Below are 22,367 nucleotides of genomic sequence, written 5' to 3' on the forward strand. Positions count from 1 at the left end.
AAAATTAATAGGGCTTATCCATTTACCAAATGAAGATTTTCGTGTATTCTTGTCCATATCTGTTATCCTTTGTAATGGGATTTGGACAGGAACCACCTGTCTCTCCATTATAAAGGATTTTTTATTGAATAAAAAGCAAATTACTGATCATTGGGAATATTAACAATTGTTTGTTTTAATTAATGCAACGCTAGTGGTTATGGTTAATTTTAAAAAATTGGAAAGTCAATATATTGGTGGTGAGTGGCGAGATGGATCAAGTCAACAAAAAATGGAGAACAAAAATCCATATAATGACGATCTAATTGCAACTACTCATGCCGCAAGCAAATCCGATGTAGATGAAGCGTATCAAGCAGCAGCTAAAGCACAACGAGATTGGGAAAAGGTTAGCTCTATTAAAAAACGCGAGATAATGGAAAATGCCGTGTTTTATATAGAAGAAAATAACGATGATATTGCTAAAATCATTATGGAGGAACTTGGAGCAACCAAGTTAAAAGCAGACTTTGAAGTAGGGTTAGTCATTAATATGATTAAAGAAGCTTCCACATTTCCAGCTCGTATGGTGGGTAGTATTCATCCGTCTGCTACAGATGAGCATAAGGAAAACCGAGTGTATCGTAAACCGCTTGGTGTCGTAGGGGTACTCAGTCCGTTTAATTTTCCATTCTTCTTATCAGTAAAATCCGTGGCACCAGCATTAGCATCAAGCAATGGCGTGGTTTTAAAGCCCCATGAAGATACGACGATAACGGGTGGAACGATGATCGCTAAGATCTTTGAAGAGGCTGGATTACCTAAAGGGCTTTTAAATGTTATTTCAACAGAAATTTCGGAGATTGGTGATTCACTCGTTGATCACCCTATCCCTCAGTCGATATCTTTCACAGGTTCAACGCCTGTAGGAAAGCATATCGGAGAAGTCGCTGGGCGTAACCTAAAAGAAGCCCATCTCGAGCTAGGCGGTAATAATGCATTTATCGTGTTAGATGATGCCGATATTGATCTTGCCGTAAGTGCAGCAGTTTTTAGCCGATTCACACATCAAGGGCAAATCTGTATGTCTAGTAATCGTATTATTTTACCTGAAGCAATTTATGATGAATTCGTTGAAAAATTCACGAACAAAGTGTCAGAGCTTAAATGTGGTGATCCACAAGATCCGGAAACAATTATAGGACCTTTAATTAATAAAAAACAAGTCGAAAACACTCAAAAACTTGTCGATCAAGCGATTGAGGAAGGAGCGACACCTATAGTTAACGGGGGTATTGAAGGCAACGTTTTTAAACCGGTTGTGTTTGCCGATGTTAAGCCAGACATGTCTTATATCCAAGAAGAATTCTTTGCTCCAGTAGTTTCAATCTTAAAAGTATCAAGTGATGAAGAAGCCGTAGAAGTTGCAAATAACAGTCCTTACGGTTTAAGTGGTGCACTTCATACAAACGATGTTGAAAGAGGAACAGAACTTGCCAAACAGGTCTATACAGGCATGATTCACATCAATGACGGTTCTATTGACGATGACCCAACAGTTGCTTTCGGTGGTGTCAAAAATTCAGGAATTGGTCGACTTAACGGGAAATGGAGTCTTGATGCTTTCACGACAACACAGTGGATCTCTGTTCAACATAAGCCAAGACAATACCCTTATTCTTAAATAAAAAAACTCTATCTCCTATGTTGGAATGTAGCCTATTAGTAGAAAATGAACTGCATCCTGTCAAGTAGATAGTAGAAGTATATGAAACTATGCGTCGGCTTTAGCCCTAAATTCCATGGGGCTGAGGCCGTTAATTTTTGCCTGAAGATGATCTTCGTTATAAAAGCGAATGCAATCTGTAATAGAATCAACTAATTCCTCGGTGCCTTCCACTCTATCTCTAAAATTGATGCGGGGCCAGCCCCTTGTCAAAAGACCACTGGGCTAGCCTCGTTATCTGCTATCTCGCTCTTATGATTTTTTACTGCCACCGGCTGCTTTTAGGTTCGGATATCTTTCCAAAGAAAAAGCTGTCAACTTCGGTTAATTTGCTTCTCCATAGGATTTTACCTTTTGATGGGGTTGGTTTACTGTCTCCACAATAAATGCGTGTGTTTTTCAAATGGGAAATTCACATTCGCCATTGCCAGATTCTGTTTGCTTGAAGAAAAAAAGAGTTTCGTATAGTACGATAAACCTCCATAGGGTTAAAAGGAAGGACATTAATTTCATTTTTATTTATATTATTTTTTAATTACGGATTTAATTATTTTAGGTCCAAATTTTATTGCGCCACCAACTGCTGAAGTAATTAGCACACCAGCAACTCCTGCAATAAAGCGTTTATTACTGTCATCTTGTTTCATAGCGTTAATTGCATGTTGATCAATTCGGTTATAAATATTCATTCTTTGATCATACGTAAGGTCTTCTCTTTTTAACTCATCTTCATAAATCGATGTAACTTTTTTAATTACATCAAACACATTTTGACTAGATTTTTCTGTTGTGTCAGTTATCTTTATGAATAACTCTTTAACAAAAGGAGCATTTTGGATTAAGTTTTTTAAGTGTTCTAATGAAACATCTATATTTTCACCCTGTAAAAAATTAAAAGTGTCACGAACTAGGGTAGAATCTTTTTGTGAACTACCATTTTTCTGTCCCATCTCATTCACCCTCCTTTGTAGCAAATTTTCTTAAGCACTGTAAGACATATTTAATTTAATTATAAAGTTACTTTATAATCCAGTAAAGATTGGAGTCTAATTATAGATTGGATCTAAATCAATATATTGAAGGTTGGTACAACCGTCAACGAATCCATGGCAGTATAGCTTATAAAACAGCTCAAGAAATGGAAGTTTAAAATTAACATTATAAGAAAAGCGCAAGCGCCCCGCCTAGAAACTTAGCGAGTGGACCAAAGCAACTGAGATAAAGAAATCACGATGAGCACCGCGAATCGATGATGACTTTCACCCAAGGGCATAAGGGCGACTAAGCCTCTGTCTAAAGCCAATCGACAAGTCTTCTTTATCGTAAGGCGCTGTGGGAAGTCGCCTAGTTTCTGGGCGCTGAAGCTAGACAGATATGCGACAAATTTTATACATTCTTATCTTATTAAAAAACGGATCCCCCAGATGGTATGAGAGGTCTATCTATTACTAGTTTCCATATTTAATAACGATATGATTAGATAGAAAGTCCATGTAATGCTCTTAGTAGGTGAAAATAACCAATTTGAACGATGGAAAACTTCCCAACTTTATTAATACATTACTGATTGAAGTTCCGCTTTTTAAAAAATAGAGGTATAATTAAAATAGAGAGATTATTTAACGAGCAACGTTTATTCATTTTTTACCTATTAACGACCATAAGTAAGTGCGGTGCTACGATGATTTAAAATGGGAAGTATTATTTTTCCAAGGGGGGAACTTCAACATGTCGAAATCAGAAATGATGGATCAATATCTAGTATCATATGAAGGTACAATAAGTACTTCTGTGATTTGTCAGATTGTACATATGATTTTTGGGATAAATTTAGATGAGATACCTATATTAGCAAAAGGTAATGTTGTAGATGCGTTTCCGATACCGGATGACAATGTATCTGCTAGAATATTGATTGATTCTTATCTCAATCAATATGATGAGGAAATGACAGGCGCCCATATCCGTTGGATGATCAATGACATTTTCGGAGTTAATTTAGATGCGATCTCGTCCTTAGAAGGGAAGAGGATTTCTTTATATTCAAAGGAACACTGGGTTGTTCACCATAAAAAAGACCTAATTGTTGTACATACTGGCACTGGTGATGATGATGTAAAAGTGTATCCTACAACTTATTTAACAGAACAGATTAAATCGGCGGAACCTCCAATTAATTTCCAGGAAATCTTAAGTGATTTAAGTGATTTAGGATATATTTACGATGAGGAAATGGGTGGTTACTATTACATAAATCCTGATGGTGAAGCCGTTTCTGATCGCTTTAAAGGTAAAACAATGGAAACGATTGTTAAGGTTATTCGTAAGTCATTTTCACATTTGTAATAGACAAATTGAATGCATCTATCTTTTTAAAAAACCAAATAGAAGAGGGATATCCCTTTTCTATTTGATTTTATTTTTTCCTCAGAATTTCTTCGTCTATTATTTTCCAAAGGAAGACAAAAACTTCACTCTGTCGCCTAATGGAGGTGTATTATTATCGACTAAAGCTATTTCTAAAACAGCAGGTCCATTTAAATGTTTGAAGTTATTCAGTAAGTCTGCGTTCAGATCTTGCATATTGTCTACTCGATAAGCTGGGATATTCATAGCCTCAGCTAATGCGCAAATATGAATGGGCTCTTGCTCAAACGATGAGTGTGTCCGCTGGAATTGCAATGAATGTCCATGATATACCATTCCTAAACGAGCATTATTCATCACTACAAATAGAATTGGCAAGTTGTATTCTTTGGCAGTTAAGATCTCCATCCCGTGCATGAAGAAGCAACCATCACCTGTAATACATACAGTAGGTCGTTCTGGTTCAGCTAATTGTGAACCAATTGCAGTTCCGATACCACTTCCCATAGCGCCAAAATGTACATTAATATCAAATGTCGAATAATCCAAAACCTTCATATTGTGAATTACATAAGACATAAATTCGCCGATATCAATTGTATATCTAGTTGAAGACGGCAAATGTTTTTGAAGTTTGAGTAGGACATTGATTGTATTATACTCCTCTGTCATGCCTTCGATATCTTCTTTATGATTAACGACATAATCAACCGTTTTTCTTGTAAGGCCGGCAACTTTCAATTCCTCTATAAGTGATGCTAAACTTAAATTAATATCACCGAGAACAGGTAAATCTATCGTATATTTTCGATTAAACACAGATTCGTCAAAATCCATTTGGATGGTAAAACGATTTTTCGTTAGATTTACATTATAGTTATTTGTTGCTGTTTCTCCTAAGCTTGACCCAACGATGAATAAGACCTCTCCATCCCCTTCAGTGATTAGATCGGAAGGTTCTTCATGTCCAGCAAAGCCGAAAACACCCTTAAGAAGTGGGTGCGATTCTGGGATGAATCCTTTGGCCACAGGTGTCGTTAGGATAGGCCAATTAAGCATCTCTGCTAACTCTAGGACATGCTGAATTGAATGTCTTGCCCCTTGTCCAATAAAAATATAGCCTGTTTTTCTATTTAATAATTCCTTTGCAACGTCTTTAATGGTGTTGCGATCAGTGATCATGTCTGCTCTCTTTGCGGGAGCTGGGATGTTAATATCATTCATTATTTCATGTTGGAGATCGATTGGGATCGCAATATGTACGGGGCCTGGCACACCATCTATCGCAATTTCACATGCTTTTACGACTTCATCCAAAAAGTCTTTGGCGTCTTTAACTAAAGTGCTATATTTTGTAACAGGCGAAAATACTGGTGCAACATCTAGTTCTTGAGAAGAATTTAACCCCATTGTATTCAATGGTACAGATCCCGTAATAAATAAAATGGGTAAATGCTCACGCATGGCGTTTGCAGCACCTGTCACAAGATTTGTCGCGCCAGGGCCACTGCAACCGATAGATACAGCTAACTGATTTGTGTATTTTGCATAAGCGGCAGCCATATATGAAGCTGCACCTTCATGTTTTGTTACAATTGGCGTAATCTCGGGCACGTCGTTCAACTCATCAAAAATAGCATTAACGGAGCCCGCTGGAATGCCAAAAATATACTTTACTCCATTCATCTTTAAGTACTCCAATAAAAGTCTAGCTATTTTCATTCTAACTCTCCTTATATATTTTTATATTTGAAAGGTATTCTTTTAATATTTGATCAGGCTTAAGGGGCTTATTGAAAAAATAACCTTGCATCAAATAACAGTCTCGAGAAGATAAAAATTCTGCTTGTTCTCTTGTCTCGACACCTTCAGCGATGACTTCCAGATTTAAATTGTGAGCGAGTGTAATGATTGTATTTGTAATGGCTGCCTCATCTTCGGTCATTTCTTGTACAAACGTTTTATCTATCTTTAAGGTAGAAATTGGCAAGTGTATTAAATAACCTAAAGATGAATAACCAGTGCCAAAATCATCGATAGCAAGTTTAATACCTAACCCATTTAATTGTTTCATTGTTTTTAAGGTTAACTCCGTATTTTTAACGATAAGATTTTCTGTCAGTTCTAAATGTAAATACTCTGGTGACAGCTCTACCTTATCTAATACATTCTTAACAACAGAAAATAAATTGTTTTGTTCAAACTGCCGAACAGACAAATTCACAGACATTCTTTTTAACTGGAAACCTTGATTATGCCATGCTTTTATCTGTTTACAGGCTTCAGTCAGAATCCACTCTCCTATGGAAACAATGAGACCAGTTTCTTCGGCAATCGAAATAAATTTATCTGGCATGATTAGACCATGCTCGGGATGATTCCATCTTACTAAAGCTTCTACGCCCTCTAGTTGACCTGTTTTATAGTTGATTTGAGGTTGATATAGGAGAAATAGTTCATCTCTTTCTAATGCTTTATATAAAGCATTTTCCAACATAATATTTTCAGAGGTTCTTATTTCCATACTTTCACTAAAGAAATAATAACCATTGCCCGTTGTTTCTTTTGATTTATACATGGCTGTATCCGCATTTTTAATTAGAGCATCTGTCGTATCACCGTTATCTGGGAATAAACTGATACCGATACTCGCTTTCAGAAAGATATCATTATCTAGCAAACTAAATGGTTTAGAAAAAGTAGAAATAATACAATTAATCACTTTTAGAACATCATCTTTAGTGTTAATATGTGGTAGACAGATAGCAAACTCGTCCCCACCTTGTCGTGATAACGTTGCTGTTTCGGGGACGCAATTTCGTAAACGATTCGCAACTTCTCGAAGCAAAAGATCTCCAAAACTATGGCCAAATGAATCATTTACATATTTAAAGCGGTCTAAATCTAAATACAATACGGCTAGCCTTTCCTTATTCTCTTTTGAGTATATGATTCCTTGAGTTAACCTATCATTTAGGAGAACTCTGTTAGGTAATTGGGTGAGGCTATCATAATACGCATGGAAAGTAATCTCTTCTTCCAATTGTTTTCTCTCCGTTATATCTTTAAACGTGACCACTTCCCCAATAATTTTGCCGTTTTCTTTTATTTGAGAGATGACATATTCAACGGGCAAACTAGAATGATCTTTTTTAAAAAATTCACCTTCCTTTAAAAAATATTTTGGATTTACTTTTCTATTCGTTTTTTTATTATTGGTGTGGAATGTTTCTTGTCTGTGAAAGATCACGTATACTGGTTTCCCGATTAATTCGGCTTCATTTTTGTATCCCAGCATATTGGCGCCTGCTGGATTACAAAATGTAATACTTCGATTAAGGTCTAGACCAAAGATTCCTTCTCCTGCAGAGTTGAGAATTAATTCCTTTTCCCGACTAAGTTGTTGTAATTCTGTTACTACCTTTTCAAGCTCTTGGTTTTTAACTGTGATTTCAGATGTTCTCTCTTCTATAATGACCTCTTGTTTCTCCATATATAAAAGATTTGATAAAGTTGAGGCGGTTGCGTCGATTATGGACTGGGCTAGCTGCAATCTAGCTTTTGAAAAGAAAAATTCGGAATCATCAAGGTTCACAACGGATATTTGTCCTAAGATTTCACCCATCGAGATTAATGGGAACATTAGTATGCCTTTGATACCAAAATTACGGCAAACATCGTGATTAGGTCGATGATCTTTAAATACATCTGGAATGAGAATAGCCTTTCTAGTCTCGAAAACTTCTTGAGTGACTAAATCATTGCTTTGGTCTATTTTAATTTTATTATGTGTTTCGAGCCACGCAGCCTCCGTCCAGTCACTCCACTTACTTAACTTTGCTGGTTTAACATTCTTACCGGCAATGGGATCTAATAAATGAATCCCTGTATTATAAGTATCTAAAACTTGTCCTAAATAGAAGAAACATTTATCAACAGCCTCTTGCATAGAGGAACACATTGATAGATCTCGCGTTGCATCAAGCAGTAGCTGCTTTTCTTTAATGAGATGCTCTTTATGAGTTAGATTTTTTGCATTTTGTATAGCAACCGCAGCCATATTGACATATGCTTCAACGGTTTGTATTTCATCTTCTGTTAGATTCATAGGTGTGCCATAATCAAATAAAAAAACAAGACCAAACAGTTCTTCTTCAAAAGAAATGGGAAGAGCTAATAAAGATTTGATTTGAAATCCTTCAACAGCACGTGGATCAGGTCGATTATCGCTTGATGTATCAGGAATATATATTGTTTTCTTTGTTTCAATGACTTCTTTTGCTAGTAAATCGTAATCCGTATCAATCACATGCATATCTAGAGTCCAACCATTTATATAATCCGGTTTACCTACATACCCTCTAAATGAACCATCTTCCTGTGGTAAGTATATGCCAACAGAATTACATTGAACTATTTCCTCAGAGATTGCAGTTGTCACTTGCTCCAATACTTCACGTAATTCGAGCTTAGTATTGATCATTTTCGTTATATTAGCAAGACGGGAATATCTTGTTTGTTCTCCTGACATATAGATCCACCCCTTTTTAATAATATAGTGTGACTTTTAGTATACCATAATTATACAGTTAACCTCATCGATGTCCATTTATTCTGAAAAGTAAATATATATATTTATAACATCGTGCATGAGGACGGTTCTTTTGCACTAAACTTCGTAAATTCATAGTGACTGTCTCACCGCATTCCTGTTTAGCGGCTTCACGCTTCACCTCACGAATCGGGTCTGATCCCATTAATGCACTATCATATTCACCTTTATAATGAATAATATCTTTTGGAAAATGCATTTACTTATGGTACGGTTCAACTTAGTTCAGTGGTAATATATATGTTCACACCTAATTTTTATATAGAATAAAAGGAGACCATAATAGTCTCCTCTTACTGATTTATTACTTACTTCAATACTTTTTCAAATTATTACTCTCGATAAATCTATCAAAATCATCATCGGATGTGTTTTGAACAATTCGATGTTGATTATATCTCTCATATTCTTTAGTCACAATCTCATCTGCAATGGCTTTCGAGACTTTCCCAGCATTTTCAAGAATATCACGATCATTGAATTTCAGAAATGCATTTAGTCTATCAATCCAATCCTTCATATACATTGGGCGTTGGCGTTCTGCCTGATCCTCAGCATAATCTAAATACATCGTAACAATTCGATTAAGCGACTTTAACTCCTTTTCAGATAAATAATTTTTAGCAACAGTAACATCTCTTTTGCGTACTTTATCACCTTTCCATGAAGTAAGTCCCATGTTTTCTTTCTCTGCATCTGCTCTATCCGATATGAGTTCAGCGGCCGTCTTACCATGGATTGCAAAATGTAATTTGTTTTGAACCGTTGCAAAGAATTCCTGTGTTACTTCTGCTTTAGGATCATAATCGACAGATGTAGCGTAAATATCAGTAATCTTTTGATAGAACCTTTTCTCTGAAGCACGAATATCACGGATTCGTTCCAATAATTCATCGAAATAATCCTGTCCAAAATTACGTATTTCTTTCAATCGATCATCATCCATTGTAAATCCTTTGACAAGATATTCATTCAAACGTTCTGTTGCCCACTTTCGAAATTGTGTACCTCTGTGGGAACGAACACGATAGCCAATTGCGATAATCATTTCGAGGTTATAGTGTTTTGTTTTATATTTTTTGCCATCTTTTGCAGTTGTCAAGTAAAACTTGACAACTGAATTCTCATCTAATTCCTGCTCTTCAAAGATATTTTTTATATGGAGGCTTATATTCTGCTTAGTCGATTGATACAATTCGGCAATTGCCTTCTGTGTCATCCAAACTGTTTCGTTTTCCAATCTAACATCTATTTTTGTGTTTCCGTCCTCTGTTTGATAAATTAAGATATCTGTTTTATTATTCATTTTCAGCACCTCCAAGAATTTGAAATTAATTTCGACATCCTAATGTACATTTTTTAAAAGTAACTTAATAATGTGATTTAGTCTTGTAATTCCTTCCCCTCATTAAATTGAACTCTTAACTTTTTCTCAACATATCCTTGGCGTATTTTATCGTCCTTTATTTGTTTTTCGTGATGTTATTCATCATATTGAAATTACTAATTTTAATTGTGGTATATAGAAATCAACGATGTAATTGTTCACTTTATATTGACCATAAATATCAACAATACCTTCTAAACAATTATTTAACATTTCTCCAAATCTTCGTTCTTTAATTGGTATAAATACTAAGAATTCCTTTTTTACACCATTTGTTTGTGCGAAATTAATAAGATTATTGAACTCCACAAAATATTGGCCTCTTATTGCAATATTAAAAATAATATCTAGATTATAATGTAAAACTTTCCTCCTTACATTTCTAGTTCCCTCTTTATTTTGAACTATATAATTCCTAGTATCGTGCAGTAAATCTAAAGTTCTACGAATATTTTTCAAATGAATTGTTATATTTTGCGGAGTGGTTTGGTAAAGTGTTGCAATTGCTTTCTATGGCATCCAAACTGTTTCATCTGCCATTTTAACTTCTACTGATGTATTACTTCCCTCTGGTTGATAGATCAAAGTTTTTATTTTATTTAACATTGCTCTACCTTCCTTTTCAACTTTACTCTGTGTACTATTATACCATTTAAACATTGAATCGTCTTACAAATAGCGAACGTTTGTTCCCCTATCAATATCTTTTTCTAAGACAAAAGGAAAACCCCTCGGACTTGTTGTAAAATTCTTAGGGGCTATTAATTTATTATTTAATTTGTTCTAATACGAATTTACTTAACTCGATTTCCACCCTCTGTTTTACCACTATTTGTGATACGGTTCTCCCCGATTAATCCGAAACGCCCGGTAGATCTGCTCCAACAACACCAATCGAATGAGTTGATGAGGAAATGTCATTTTTGAAAAGGACAATTTCTGATTAACACGTTGCAATACTTCCTCGCTTAAACCATTAGATCCACCAATAACAAAGGCGATGCTGCTCTTCCCTGATACTGCAAGCCTGTCTAATTCCTTAGCAAATTGTTCGGACGACCAACTAGCACCTTGAATATCTAAAGCAATGACGTATTCTGTCGGTTTTATTTTTTGTAAAATACGTGCTCCTTCTTTTTCTATTACTTGCGTTAATTGCTTATCACTTAATTGTTCTGGTGCTTGCTCATCACTTACTTCATCTATTTTCAATTTACAATATGCTTGGAGACGCTTTTCAAATTCAGCAATCCCGAGCTTTAAATATTTCTCCTTTATTTTCCCAACCGTAATAATATGGATGTTCATATAATTGTCTTCCTCTCACTCTTAATTCGCATCACCGCATGAATTGTGTAAAGACGAGAACTTTTCCGATACGGTTCTATATCATCGAAAAACATGCGAACACTATACCGTTCTATCCATCGGCTTTTTCTACTTAACCATGGTAGAAAGCTTTATCTACTCGTATATTCTCCACTCATAATACATGATAACCCTATCTAAAGTATTAAGAGTCGAATAGCTTACCCCATTGATGATGCTCGTCCTACTCTATTATATTATTCACATTATACATGAAGCTGTTATGAGTTGTTTTATTATCAAGAAAATTACGTCCTTACTCCTCGCTGTACACTGGGGGAGTAATTAATAATTGTCAACTAGCATATACATTTTAACACGATGAGACCATAAGTTACTTTTAATGGAGGGAATAACTTGAAAAGATTATCTGGTAAAGTAGCCATTATTACTGGTGCTGCAAGTGGCCAAGGTGCCGCTGAAGCTCGTTTATTTGCAAAAGAAGGTGCTAAAGTAATTGCAACCGACTTACAGGTAGAGTTACTGAAAACAGTCGTTACCGATATTAACAATGAATATGGTGAAGTTGCGATTGCATTAAGACATGATGTTACCGTTGTTACTGATTGGGAAAACACGGTTAGTAAAGCTATTACTAACTTCGGTAAAATTGATATATTAGTTAACAATGCAGGTATCGGTGGAGAAGAAGGGTTTGCTTCATTCGATGATGTTGATCTAGAAAGCTTTAATAAGTTTTTAAAAGTTAATACAACGAGTAACTTTATAGGTATAAAACACGTGGCTCCAGAAATGAAAAAGGTTGGTAGTGGATCTATTATAAATATCTCTTCTGTAGCTGGCATTATAGGTGGTGGTGCAGGTGTTCATTATACTACTTCCAAAGGAGCTAATCGATTACTTGCTAAAGGGGCAGCAATGGAACTCGCCCAATTTAATATTCGAGTAAACTCTGTGCACCCTGGTTATATCGACACACCAATGGTTTCAGTAGTTACAGAAGATGAAGAATCAATAACAGAAATTAAAAAAGGTATACCTTTAGGATATTTAGGCACAGCGGAAGATGTAGCTCAAACAGTTTTGTTCCTAGCATCGGATGAATCGCGTTATATCACAGGAACAAAAATAATTATCGATGGTGGAATGATAGCTAAATAATTTACTAATCCTTTTTGTAAAATATAGATGCAACAAGGCTTCGAGACGGTGAGTAATACGCTGGGAAGTTAAAATTAAGCAATGTTACTTTTTTTATCAATGAAATTATAGAACCATATTAAAATTTAGCTTTACAAAAAATGGGAGTGTATGAATATGAAAAAGGTTCGATGGGGGATTTTAAGCACAGCAAATATTGCGCAACAACAAATGATACCAGCAATCATTCGTGCAACAAATGCAGAAGTAACAGCAATCGCTACTAGTAGTGATGTCAACAAGGCTAAAAAAATAGCCGAGCAATTTTCAATTGATAAAGTGTATCAAAGCTATGAGGAGCTACTGAATGATTCGCATATTGATGCTGTTTACATTCCAATTCCAAATAATTTACACAAGGAATGGTCGATTAAAGCTGCTATTAAAGGAAAACATGTTTTATGTGAAAAACCGGCTACTATGAATGCCAAAGAGGTACGTGATATAGAAATGGTTTTTAAAGAGAACAATGTTTTATTTATGGAAGGATTTATGTATTATTTTCACCCCCAGCATAAACGAGTGAAGGAGATAATTGGTAGGGGAGAAATTGGTGAGGTTTCACTTATCCAGTCGGGCCATTCATACAGCATGACAAAAGAAGATAAGAACACAAATATTCGAATGAGAAAGGAAATGGGTGGCGGCACTATTTATGATTTAGGTTGTTACTCAATCCATCTAATGAGACATATTTTGCAGACAGAACCAGAGTCAGTGTTTGTTCATGCTGTTGAAGACCCTAGATATGAAGTAGATATGGAAACAGTCACATATTTATCATTTCCTAACGGTATAAGAGCAACATTTGATACGAGCTTTAATTTACCAGTTCGTCATGATTATAAGATAATTGGTACAAAAGGAAGTATTACTGTCACACGTGCTTTTCGCCCAGATCTTCTTGGTGGAGAAGGGCATATCATTATAGAAAAGGGGAATAAGACTAGACTAGAAACATGTCACGGAGATCAGTACAGAAGTGAAGTAGAGCATATATCCCAATCTATTATAAATGGGGATAATGGAGTTGCTCTAGATTTTAATAATACTTTTGAAAATATGCGTGTGATTGATGCTTGTTTAAAATCACTAGAAACCAAAAGTGTAGTAAAGGTAAATTAATAGGATTTATTTTTTGCTTAGAAGTTTATGGTCTAGAACTAATGCTCACATTATTAATTCACCTTACAATAATCCTGCATTTCAAACTTGTCGTTAATCGTTCATTGCCGTTGTGGTTGTAGATACACAACTTCTTCAGTATCTGCAGAAAGTCGAATGCTTTCAATAGCTTCCATTACTTCTAGATTTTCATGATGTGGTACCATCTCTGGCTGTATACCTTTTTCGACACAAGATAGGAAATACTCCATTTCCTTTGCATATGCATCATAATTTTCAGGCGTTTTAATAACAGGTTTTTTCCCATGCTGATAAATTCTAATTTCACTTGAAGAGGAATCTCTTAGTCCAATATTTTCTCCTGCTTTATAATAAAATTCAACCGTAGCCTTTGTACCGGCTGCTTTAAAAAACATTGTAAATGGATAACTATCAGACATAGTAAACGATGCTTCTGCTACTGCTTTAGCTCCGTTTTTAAATCCGATCGATGACATTGCGTGATTCCAGCAACCAGTTTCATCTTTATTTGCATGACAATAAACATAATCCATTTCTCCGAATACATATCTCAAGAAATCCACATCATGTACATGCATATCTTGAATAGCTCCAGCTCCTTTTTCAGGATCAAAGAGCCAATTTCCCCAATCGGGTAGGCTGGAGCATCTACTTGCAAATGCCATATAAACATTCCCGAGTTCGCCAGATTCATACAACTCTTTTATCTCTGTATACCCACTCCAAAATCGAACAACTTGACCGACCATAAAGATTACGTTCGCCTGTTTTACATTGGCCAACATTCTTTTAGTCGCATCCACTGTCATTTCAACCGGTTTTTCACATAGAATGTGTTTTCCGTATGTAGCACAAAGGCTTACATATTCTTCATGTAAGTAAGTTGGTAGGCAAATAATAACTATTTCTATTTCTGCACTTTCTAACATTTCTTTAACATCAGTATAATAACGGCAATTATATTTCTCAGAAAACATGGTTACCTTATCTTTATCTATGTCAGCAGCAGCAACAAGAGTCGCATTTTGAGTAGATTTAATAGCCTCAGCATGACTATAAGCAATTAGGCCAGTACCTATTATCCCTATTTTGTGCAAAACGGATTACCTCCAGTAAAGAATATTTAATACAGAAAAGCGCAAGCGCCCTGCCTAGAAACGTAGCGACTGCGCCAGCTCAAAGCTGGTGGTTCGATGTTGCCACGCAAAGTGGCGGTTTTAATCGAACATTCCAAATCATCCTAGATAAAGGAATCATGCCCCTGCAAAAGGGGTATGCCAACGTTGGCCGCAAAGGCCGTATTTAGTTGGCCCTCCCTTACCTTATGGAATCGATGATGACTTTCACCCAAGGGCATAAGGGCGACTAAGCCTCTGTCTAAAGCCAATCGGCAAGTCTTCTTTATCGTAAGGCGCTGCAGGAAGTCGCCTAGTTTCTGGGCTAGCAGGCTTAGAACGCCACGTCCTGTGGCTCCGCCTGCACTAGAACATCCTGTACGTCGAAGCTAGACAGTTATGAACAAATCTTTATACTTTCTGACCTTATATAAAATAATAAAGCGATATTTGTCTCCCACCAGAATAGGTGAGAGACTTAATAATACCGCATAGGTTTTAGCTATTAAGCTCTTATTCGTATTGGTCTTTTACTTTAAATTCATAGTTTGCTGCATCTTCTTCAACTTGAGTCAGATCCCAACTTGTATCAACAAATTCATTCGTAAATATTCTGTCTAACGGTATTTCTTCTTTAATTGAATCCGTTTTTAGTGCCCACTCAACATTTAAACCCCATTTTTCTTCACTAGCTAAACCAATTCCTTCATCTACTCTTTCTTGCTGTTCCTCTTCACTAATACCGAATCCTTGTTTCACGCGACCTAGCATAGCTCCGACCGCACCATCCCACGTTATATCAATTGACGGGAACTGTCCAAGGACGATGTCTGCCGCTGCTTCCGGATTTTCTTTAACGAAATACATTCCCTTTGCAAGTCCACGAGCGAAGCCTTCAACCATTTCTGGATTGTTTTCTATATTATCTAAGCTTGTTACTAATGGGTTCGATGCGTATGGTAAAACTTCATTACCATCAATATATTCAAAATCAAATCCTCTTCCTTGTAACTCTGTAACTTCTCCAACCCAAGTAAATAAAATATCTATTTCACCTTCCTGAACCGCTTGGAATCTATTTTCACCAGCAACAACATACTCTAAATCTTTATCAGGATCTAGTCCTGCAGCGATAACAACTGGATTGATAATATCTTCCCAAGACGCGTCACCAAGAGCGACTGTTTTTCCTTTCATGTCCTCCCACGTTTCGATATCACTATCTTCTAGTACTGCCATTCCAAAGATATTAATCCAATCATTTTGGAAAACTGCTTTAATAGGCAGCTCATTTTCAATTGACATTAGAATAAAGTTTGGTGCAGGAAGTGCAAAATCCGCATTACCGGTAGAGACCATTTTGACATCTGTTGTACCAAATGATTCTTCTATAGAAACTTTTAGTCCTTCCTCTTCAAAATAGCCCATTTTTATTGCTGACCACACATGCGCATCATCAAGTACTTCTACAGTACGGGGTACAACTAATTTTACTTCTTGTAAATCTCCGCTATCCTCTGTAGCTTCCTCTTCTTCACCCTCTTCAGCCTCTTCCGCCTCTGGTTCAGCCGTTTCTGTTTCCGTCGCTTCTCCCTCTGATTCCGTATTATTCGAATCCCCACCACAGGCAATTAAAAACATAGTTAACAAAGCAATCATTATTAAACTACCAAAAAGTTTAAACTTTTTCATTGTACAATCCCCTTTAAAATAATTTATTGTAATATGACCAAACAGACTTTCCCTTACTGATCATTACACCAATCGATCATCATACTTGCGTACACTTTTGTGGCTTCAATAATACTATCAACAGTGATATATTCGTTATCCCCATGAACGGACCAACTTAATGATCCAGGACCAAACACAACAGCGGGAACACCATTTTTATTTAGATATGTTGCATCGCAAACCGCTTTAAACCCTGATAATATAGCTTGTTCTCCTGTTGCATCCTCGATGGAACCAATCATCGTTTGCACCCCTGGATGTTCTTCAGGAACTTTAAATCCTGCCCAATCTTGAAAAACTGGGATATTTAAAGTTGGGGGATTTTCTCTTAAATAGTCATCTGTAGAACTAATTGCTTTGACGCCTTTTCTAAGTTCTTCCCAAACCTCTTCCTTTGATACAAGCTGATCAGGAAACCAAACATTATACGTGTATTTCACACGCGAAGGGACCGCGCCTAAATAATCACCACCTTCTATTAATGAAGGATTTATAGTAAATAAACTAATTCCTTGTGAGTCTTTAATCGGCTTACCACCGGCTCCTAAAACCGAGTCTTTCCATCGATGATTCCATTGTTCTTCCAATGAATACAAGTAGTTTATAATAGGTAAGGATTTTTTAAATGCATCTACTCCTACTTCGGAACCACTCGGAACTCCTCCTGGTTGTGGAAAAATGACTTGATTTCTAGCTGAGGTATGCACAGCTTTACCCTCGACAATTAATTCAAAAAAGAATAAACCAACAGATGATGTATGCAACTCAAGGTTTGTAGGTTCACATACTACTGCGAAATCAGCGGTATACCCTCTTTCTAAACAAGGAACGGTTCCTACTTCTTCTGCTTGGTTCGATTCCTCCCCAGTTACGGCCTGTAAGAGAACATCACCTTCTAATTCGATATTACAATCTTTTAAGGCTTTCATAGCCCAGATCACAGCTCCGATGGGTCCTTTCATATCACTAGTCCCACGGCCATACATCTTTCCATCTTTAATCACAGCATCAAAAGGATCTTCATGCCACACGTCCGGCCTAGCAATTGGTACAACGTCCATATGACCATTGAATATAATGCTCTTGCCTTCACCACTACCTTTCATAACTGCAACTACATTAGGGCGCACCTTCTCTTCATCAACAGCAAATTGATCCACTTTGTCGAACTCAAACTCTCTTAAGCTATTTGCTAACCAATCTTGTACATCCTTTTCATTCCCTCCCATCGTATGGTTAATAGACGGGATGCTTACCATTTTTTGTACATATTCAATTATTTGATCTCTATGTCTATCTATATAATCAAAAACTGCTTGCTTATCAAAAGTCATCAATATTCCTCCCACATAATTTTAAATACTATTAATCCATTAAATTTCCCAACGAATAATTAACTTTTCCACTAGTGAAATAAGGCCGTATAAAACCGTCCCAATTATTGCAACAAATAATATACAAGCAAATGCCTCTTCTGTTTTAATGTATTGGGTATACTTTATAATTTGGCTTCCTAATCCAGTGTTTCCACCTACAAATTCAGCAGTAACAGCAGCAATTGTTCCAAAAATACCTCCTAGCTTGATTCCTGTAAATACATCCGATAATGCAGATGGAAATACGGCTCTAAAGAACGTCTGTGACCTAGTTGAAGCAAATGACTTCATTAGTTCTAATCTAAGATTATCTACGTTAATAAAACCGGTTGCAGCATTCAACATAATTATCGGAAACGCTTGAATAGTAACGGCCATAATTTTTACACTTATTCCATAACCAAACCACATCATTAATAGGGGTACTAAAGAAATTAAAGGGGTAGTGACTAATAATATGACAAAAGGAGATACGGAGAAATCTAAGTACTGGTAATTTGATAACAACGCCGCTAAAAATATCCCTAATGGTATTGCAATGATAAATCCGATAGAAATAGTTTGAATCGTTACTAATATATGTGGTAAAAAATCCATAAAACTGACAATCATCGTTTTAAAAATAGCGATAGGGCCTGGAAGAATCCATCTTTCAATCTCTAATTGAGCAACCATAAGTTCCCACAAACCAAAAATAATAAAAAACATAACAATTGGGGGCAAAAGATTCGTTACATACGTTTTAGCTCTAATAATGTGCAATGTTTGATCTCCCTTCTGCACCTACTTTATTTTACTCAATTCAACATCTCCAATAAGTTCCGTTATTTTTGTTTCATAATGAATGAACTTTTCATCAGTTACGATATCTAAACTACGAGGTCTTGGAAGATCAATGTCTACCTCTGATATTATACGACCGGGATTTGTGCCCATAACACATACTTTAGATGCGAGCAATACAGCCTCTTTAATATCGTGAGTTATAAAAATAATCGTCTTTTTCGTTTTTTTCCAAACATCAAGTAATTCTAAATTTAATTGTTCTCTAGTTATTTCATCCAACGCACCAAACGGCTCATCCATTAACAATATCTCCGGATCATGTACCATTGCACGAATAACCCCGACTTTTTGTACCATACCGCCAGATATTTCTATTGGATAGGAGTCTGCATATTTATCCAATTCAAAAATTTTTAGTAATTGATCGATACTGTCCTCCCATTTCTGCCCACTATAACCGAATACTTTTAAAGGTAATGCTACATTTTGTCTGACTGTTAACCACGGGAATAAGTTTGGCTGCTGAAATATAAAACCCATATTTTTAATTAATTCTTTTACAGTTTTTTTCCCTTTCATTCTCTTTTGCTTAATAAATATATCTCCAACAGTTGGTTGAATAATATCGTTAATCATCCTAATAATAGTTGACTTTCCACAACCACTTGGACCAACAACAGCGACAAAATCACCTTTATATACGTCCATATTTATATTTTCTACGGCCCGAATCGTTTGACTCCTAGTATGAAAATGCTTCGTTATATTGTTTAGTTTAATAATAGGTTCGCTCACATATTTCCCTCCTTTATAGCTAGTAAGTGTGTTGGTCTAGATGTAGACTATTTACGCCAAACAATAACTCTCTTTTCGATAGAACTTGCAATTAAATACAAAATAATACCTATGGACGCAACAATTAAAATCGTTCCATATACCATTTCCGTCATAATTGCCCCTGAATACTGAAGGATACGGAAGCCTAAACCAACATTCCCTGCTACAAAGTCCGCACTAATAGCTCCAATTGTTGAGAATATACATCCTAATTTTATCCCTGTGAAAACTTGCGGTAATGCGTTAGGAAAAGTCACTTTGAAAAATGTTTGAGCCCTTGAAGCCCCTATCGATTTCATCAATTCTAATTTCGCTGTTTCTACTTTCGAAAAGCCAGATAACGTATTTAAAGTTATAATTGGAGTCGCTTGCACAACAACGGCTATTATACGAATGTTTGGGTCTGATCCTAACCATAAAACGAGCAACGGTACAATCGTAATAACTGGCGTAACGACTAGCAATATAATAAATGGTGTGGTCGCTTTTACGACAATCGGTAATTGAGAGAAAACAGCTGCCAAAGCTATACCAAAAGGAATTGCAATTATGAACCCAAACACAATTACTCTGAATGTCACTAGAAAATGTGGCCACAAATCTGCTGGAAAACGCTGAACTGTTTCCGTTATTATTGCGGTAGGAGTTGGAAGAACTATTCTTGGAACCCCAGTTGCTCTAATAAATATCTCGAAAACGGCGTACAAAGAAATAAATGTTAAGATAGGCAATATTACATTCAATTGTATGTTTCTTTTACCATTCTTAACTTCTTTAAGTTCGTTTTCTTCCTTCTTATCTTTCTTATGCTCATTCTTCGTATTCATATAATTGCAGCTCCTTCTAACTTATAAAATTGCTTTTTCTTGCTTGTTTTCAATACGAATAATTTTATTTATTTGAGACTGAAGTTTTTTATATTCTTTTAGTTTTACTATGTTTGGCCCTCGTTCCTCTAACGGAATGTCTACATTAATTTCATGTGTTACACTTCCAGGTAATGGGGATAAGATAAATATTCTGTTGGCCAACAAGATTGCTTCATTAACATTGTTTGTGACCATAATGATTGTTTTTCTCGTTCTTTTCCAAATGTTTAGCATTTCAAAGCCTAGCATCTTACGCGTTATCGCATCCAATGCTCCGAATGGTTGATCCATCAGTAATATTTCCGGATTATGCACTAATGCTCTAGCAATACCTACCCTTTGCTTCATACCGCCGGAGAGCTCATGCGGAAATACATTCATATAATCTTTAAGGCCAACAGTCTCCAGCATTTCAGTTACTCTATTCGACCACGCTTCACCTTTTAAACGATGTACTTCTAAAATTAATTTTAAATTCTGTTCTGCAGTTCGCCACGGTAATAGATTGCTATTTTGAAAAACGAATCCAAACTTATTAAGGACATCAGAAGGAATTCCCTCTCTGTATGTTGTACCGTCTAATGTGATCTCTCCTGTAGTGGGGGTTTGAATTCCACCAACAATTTTTAAAAAAGTAGATTTGCCGCTACCACTTGGACCAAGGATACAGACAAACTCTTTATCTGCTATATCCATATTTATATCTTGAATTACCTGAAGCTGTTCATTTTTAGCACCATAAAATTTTGACAACCCCTTAATACTAACTATTGGTTCTTGCAAGCCTCATCACTCCCTTTATACAGCCGTTTCAGGTTAAGTAACGTTACGTTTTAATATTCGATCCATTGATGCTGACGTATTATAGACTATCTGATCAGTGAATTGTTTATAGGCTGGCGTCATTTCCGCATTTACCCATCCTGCATAGTTTATTTTTTCTAGCTCGCTTACTACCTTCTGAAAATTAACATCTCCTGCAAGCAAGTCTACAAAGCCTGATAAGCCACCAGCAGCTGTGCGATAATCTTTAAAATGTACCGCTTTTATACGAGTACCTAATATTTTAATCCAATGTTCTGGGTAACCATATAACATCATATTTGCCACATCAAGGTATACTTGTACCCATAGGGAATTTATTTCATCAATAAACCCTCTCATCTCTAATGGCGATAATAGGAACTTATTCCATACATTTTCTATTCCAATAATCACCTTGTTTTCTTCTGCGTATAGCGCTAATTCCTTGAATGCCTTTACAGACCGCTCATAGGCGATATCGTAATCAATTACTTCTGAACCTGCAAAAAAATCATCGTCTCTTGCGTTTGGCACAACCTCGCTAGGCTTAAAATCTACTCCCACAGACCCTGGAACAACTAATATGCAATCTACACCAAGTAAGTTACCGATATCTATTTGCCTACGGACGATCTCTTTTGCTTTATCCTGAATTTGCTTTGTATTACTCGTTATCGAGTACTGCCAATAAAGCCCCGTTGCTAAACTAGTAATATTAATTCCTATTTCTTCAGCTGCATTCTTATAACTTAAGATTTCGTCATCATTACTATCTAAACTGAGATTACCATCCCGATTTAGAACAAGTTCTATACCTTCAAACCCTGCTTTTTTGGCCATTTTCATACACTGGATAATACTGAGATTCTCATCAAATGACCATATGTTTATACTTTTCCTAAAATCATACCCCATATTTAAGCCCCCCTTGTAATACATATTCCTTGTACAACATACATATTCCTTGGATAAGAAATTTTCTCCATCACTGGGTTAAAAACGTATAAAACAAAATAGTATAGAATGTCGTAAACACTCTACACTGTATACTTCTTGCTGCTATAACATGTAATTAAAAATCCTTTAAAATTCTCCCCCAA

Annotated in this window: 18 protein-coding genes; 4 read left to right on the plus strand and 14 right to left on the minus strand. The window is 36.0% G+C overall.

From position 1 onward, the window contains the following. Positions 1–199 precede the first annotated feature (199 nt). Positions 200–1,663: an aldehyde dehydrogenase family protein gene (locus ACLIBG_RS10665; protein WP_439312781.1), complete on the plus strand. Its 1,464-nt coding sequence runs from the start codon at positions 200–202 to the stop codon at positions 1,661–1,663. Positions 1,664–1,753: 90 nt separating this feature from the next. Here the strand turns inward: ACLIBG_RS10665 and ACLIBG_RS10670 are convergent, their stop codons facing one another. Next, on the minus strand, positions 1,754–1,879 hold the full coding sequence (locus ACLIBG_RS10670; protein WP_439312746.1) for an IS3 family transposase: 126 nt from the start codon (positions 1,877–1,879) through the stop codon (positions 1,754–1,756). Positions 1,880–2,229: 350 nt separating this feature from the next. Then, positions 2,230–2,655, minus strand: a complete 426-nt coding sequence (locus tag ACLIBG_RS10675; protein ID WP_439312747.1) for a hypothetical protein — start codon at positions 2,653–2,655, stop codon at positions 2,230–2,232. Between the two features lie 778 nt (positions 2,656–3,433). On the opposite strand from ACLIBG_RS10675, the gene ACLIBG_RS10680 reads away from it, so the two are divergent. Continuing rightward, a complete protein-coding gene (locus ACLIBG_RS10680) occupies positions 3,434–4,051 on the plus strand; it encodes a hypothetical protein (protein ID WP_439312748.1) in 618 nt (205 codons plus the stop codon). 99 nt (positions 4,052–4,150) lie between these two features. Here the strand turns inward: ACLIBG_RS10680 and ACLIBG_RS10685 are convergent, their stop codons facing one another. The 4 genes from ACLIBG_RS10685 to rlmH all read right to left on the minus strand — a co-directional run bounded on the left by ACLIBG_RS10685 (position 4,151) and on the right by rlmH (position 11,379). Beyond that, positions 4,151–5,794 (minus strand): thiamine pyrophosphate-binding protein, encoded by a 1,644-nt coding sequence (locus ACLIBG_RS10685; RefSeq protein ID WP_439312749.1) that lies wholly within the window; start codon positions 5,792–5,794, stop codon positions 4,151–4,153. A 1-nt stretch (position 5,795) separates the two neighbouring features. Then, complete coding sequence (locus ACLIBG_RS10690; RefSeq protein WP_439312750.1) at positions 5,796–8,603, minus strand: EAL domain-containing protein; 2,808 nt, start codon at positions 8,601–8,603, stop codon at positions 5,796–5,798. A 394-nt stretch (positions 8,604–8,997) separates the two neighbouring features. Further along, positions 8,998–9,990 (minus strand): virulence RhuM family protein, encoded by a 993-nt coding sequence (locus ACLIBG_RS10695; protein ID WP_439312751.1) that lies wholly within the window; start codon positions 9,988–9,990, stop codon positions 8,998–9,000. 909 nt (positions 9,991–10,899) lie between these two features. Next, positions 10,900–11,379: a 23S rRNA (pseudouridine(1915)-N(3))-methyltransferase RlmH gene (gene rlmH, locus ACLIBG_RS10700; RefSeq protein ID WP_439312752.1), complete on the minus strand. Its 480-nt coding sequence runs from the start codon at positions 11,377–11,379 to the stop codon at positions 10,900–10,902. A gap of 417 nt (positions 11,380–11,796) precedes the next feature. Here rlmH and ACLIBG_RS10705 point away from each other — a divergent pair, with 417 nt between their 5' ends. Further along, positions 11,797–12,561, plus strand: a complete 765-nt coding sequence (locus ACLIBG_RS10705; RefSeq protein ID WP_439312753.1) for an SDR family NAD(P)-dependent oxidoreductase — start codon at positions 11,797–11,799, stop codon at positions 12,559–12,561. A gap of 156 nt (positions 12,562–12,717) precedes the next feature. Continuing rightward, positions 12,718–13,725, plus strand: coding sequence for a Gfo/Idh/MocA family protein (locus ACLIBG_RS10710; protein ID WP_439312754.1), 1,008 nt, complete (start codon positions 12,718–12,720; stop codon positions 13,723–13,725). A 101-nt stretch (positions 13,726–13,826) separates the two neighbouring features. On the opposite strand, the gene ACLIBG_RS10715 is transcribed toward ACLIBG_RS10710, so the two are convergent. From ACLIBG_RS10715 to ACLIBG_RS10750, 8 genes are all read right to left on the minus strand, one after another. Continuing rightward, positions 13,827–14,843 carry a Gfo/Idh/MocA family protein gene (locus ACLIBG_RS10715; protein ID WP_439312755.1) on the minus strand — a complete coding sequence of 339 codons (1,017 nt, stop codon included), beginning with the start codon at positions 14,841–14,843 and terminating at the stop codon, positions 13,827–13,829. Positions 14,844–15,374: 531 nt separating this feature from the next. Next, the gene (locus ACLIBG_RS10720) at positions 15,375–16,553 is read right to left on the minus strand and encodes an ABC transporter substrate-binding protein (protein WP_439312756.1); all 1,179 of its coding nucleotides are present in this window, start codon (positions 16,551–16,553) and stop codon (positions 15,375–15,377) included. Between the two features lie 53 nt (positions 16,554–16,606). Then, complete coding sequence (locus tag ACLIBG_RS10725; RefSeq protein ID WP_439312757.1) at positions 16,607–17,929, minus strand: ArgE/DapE family deacylase; 1,323 nt, start codon at positions 17,927–17,929, stop codon at positions 16,607–16,609. Positions 17,930–17,968: 39 nt separating this feature from the next. Then, on the minus strand, positions 17,969–18,733 hold the full coding sequence (locus ACLIBG_RS10730; RefSeq protein ID WP_439312758.1) for an ABC transporter permease: 765 nt from the start codon (positions 18,731–18,733) through the stop codon (positions 17,969–17,971). A 21-nt stretch (positions 18,734–18,754) separates the two neighbouring features. Continuing rightward, positions 18,755–19,552, minus strand: a complete 798-nt coding sequence (locus ACLIBG_RS10735) for an ABC transporter ATP-binding protein (RefSeq protein WP_439312759.1) — start codon at positions 19,550–19,552, stop codon at positions 18,755–18,757. 47 nt (positions 19,553–19,599) lie between these two features. Beyond that, positions 19,600–20,421, minus strand: a complete 822-nt coding sequence (locus ACLIBG_RS10740; protein ID WP_439312760.1) for an ABC transporter permease — start codon at positions 20,419–20,421, stop codon at positions 19,600–19,602. Positions 20,422–20,442: 21 nt separating this feature from the next. Continuing rightward, positions 20,443–21,246: an ABC transporter ATP-binding protein gene (locus ACLIBG_RS10745; protein ID WP_439312761.1), complete on the minus strand. Its 804-nt coding sequence runs from the start codon at positions 21,244–21,246 to the stop codon at positions 20,443–20,445. Positions 21,247–21,279: 33 nt separating this feature from the next. Next, on the minus strand, positions 21,280–22,182 hold the full coding sequence (locus ACLIBG_RS10750) for a sugar phosphate isomerase/epimerase family protein (RefSeq protein WP_439312762.1): 903 nt from the start codon (positions 22,180–22,182) through the stop codon (positions 21,280–21,282). Positions 22,183–22,367 lie beyond the last annotated feature (185 nt).

Source organism: Virgibacillus sp. W0181 (assembly GCF_051846915.1).
Taxonomy (GTDB): Bacteria; Bacillota; Bacilli; order Bacillales; family Amphibacillaceae; genus JBPYCR01.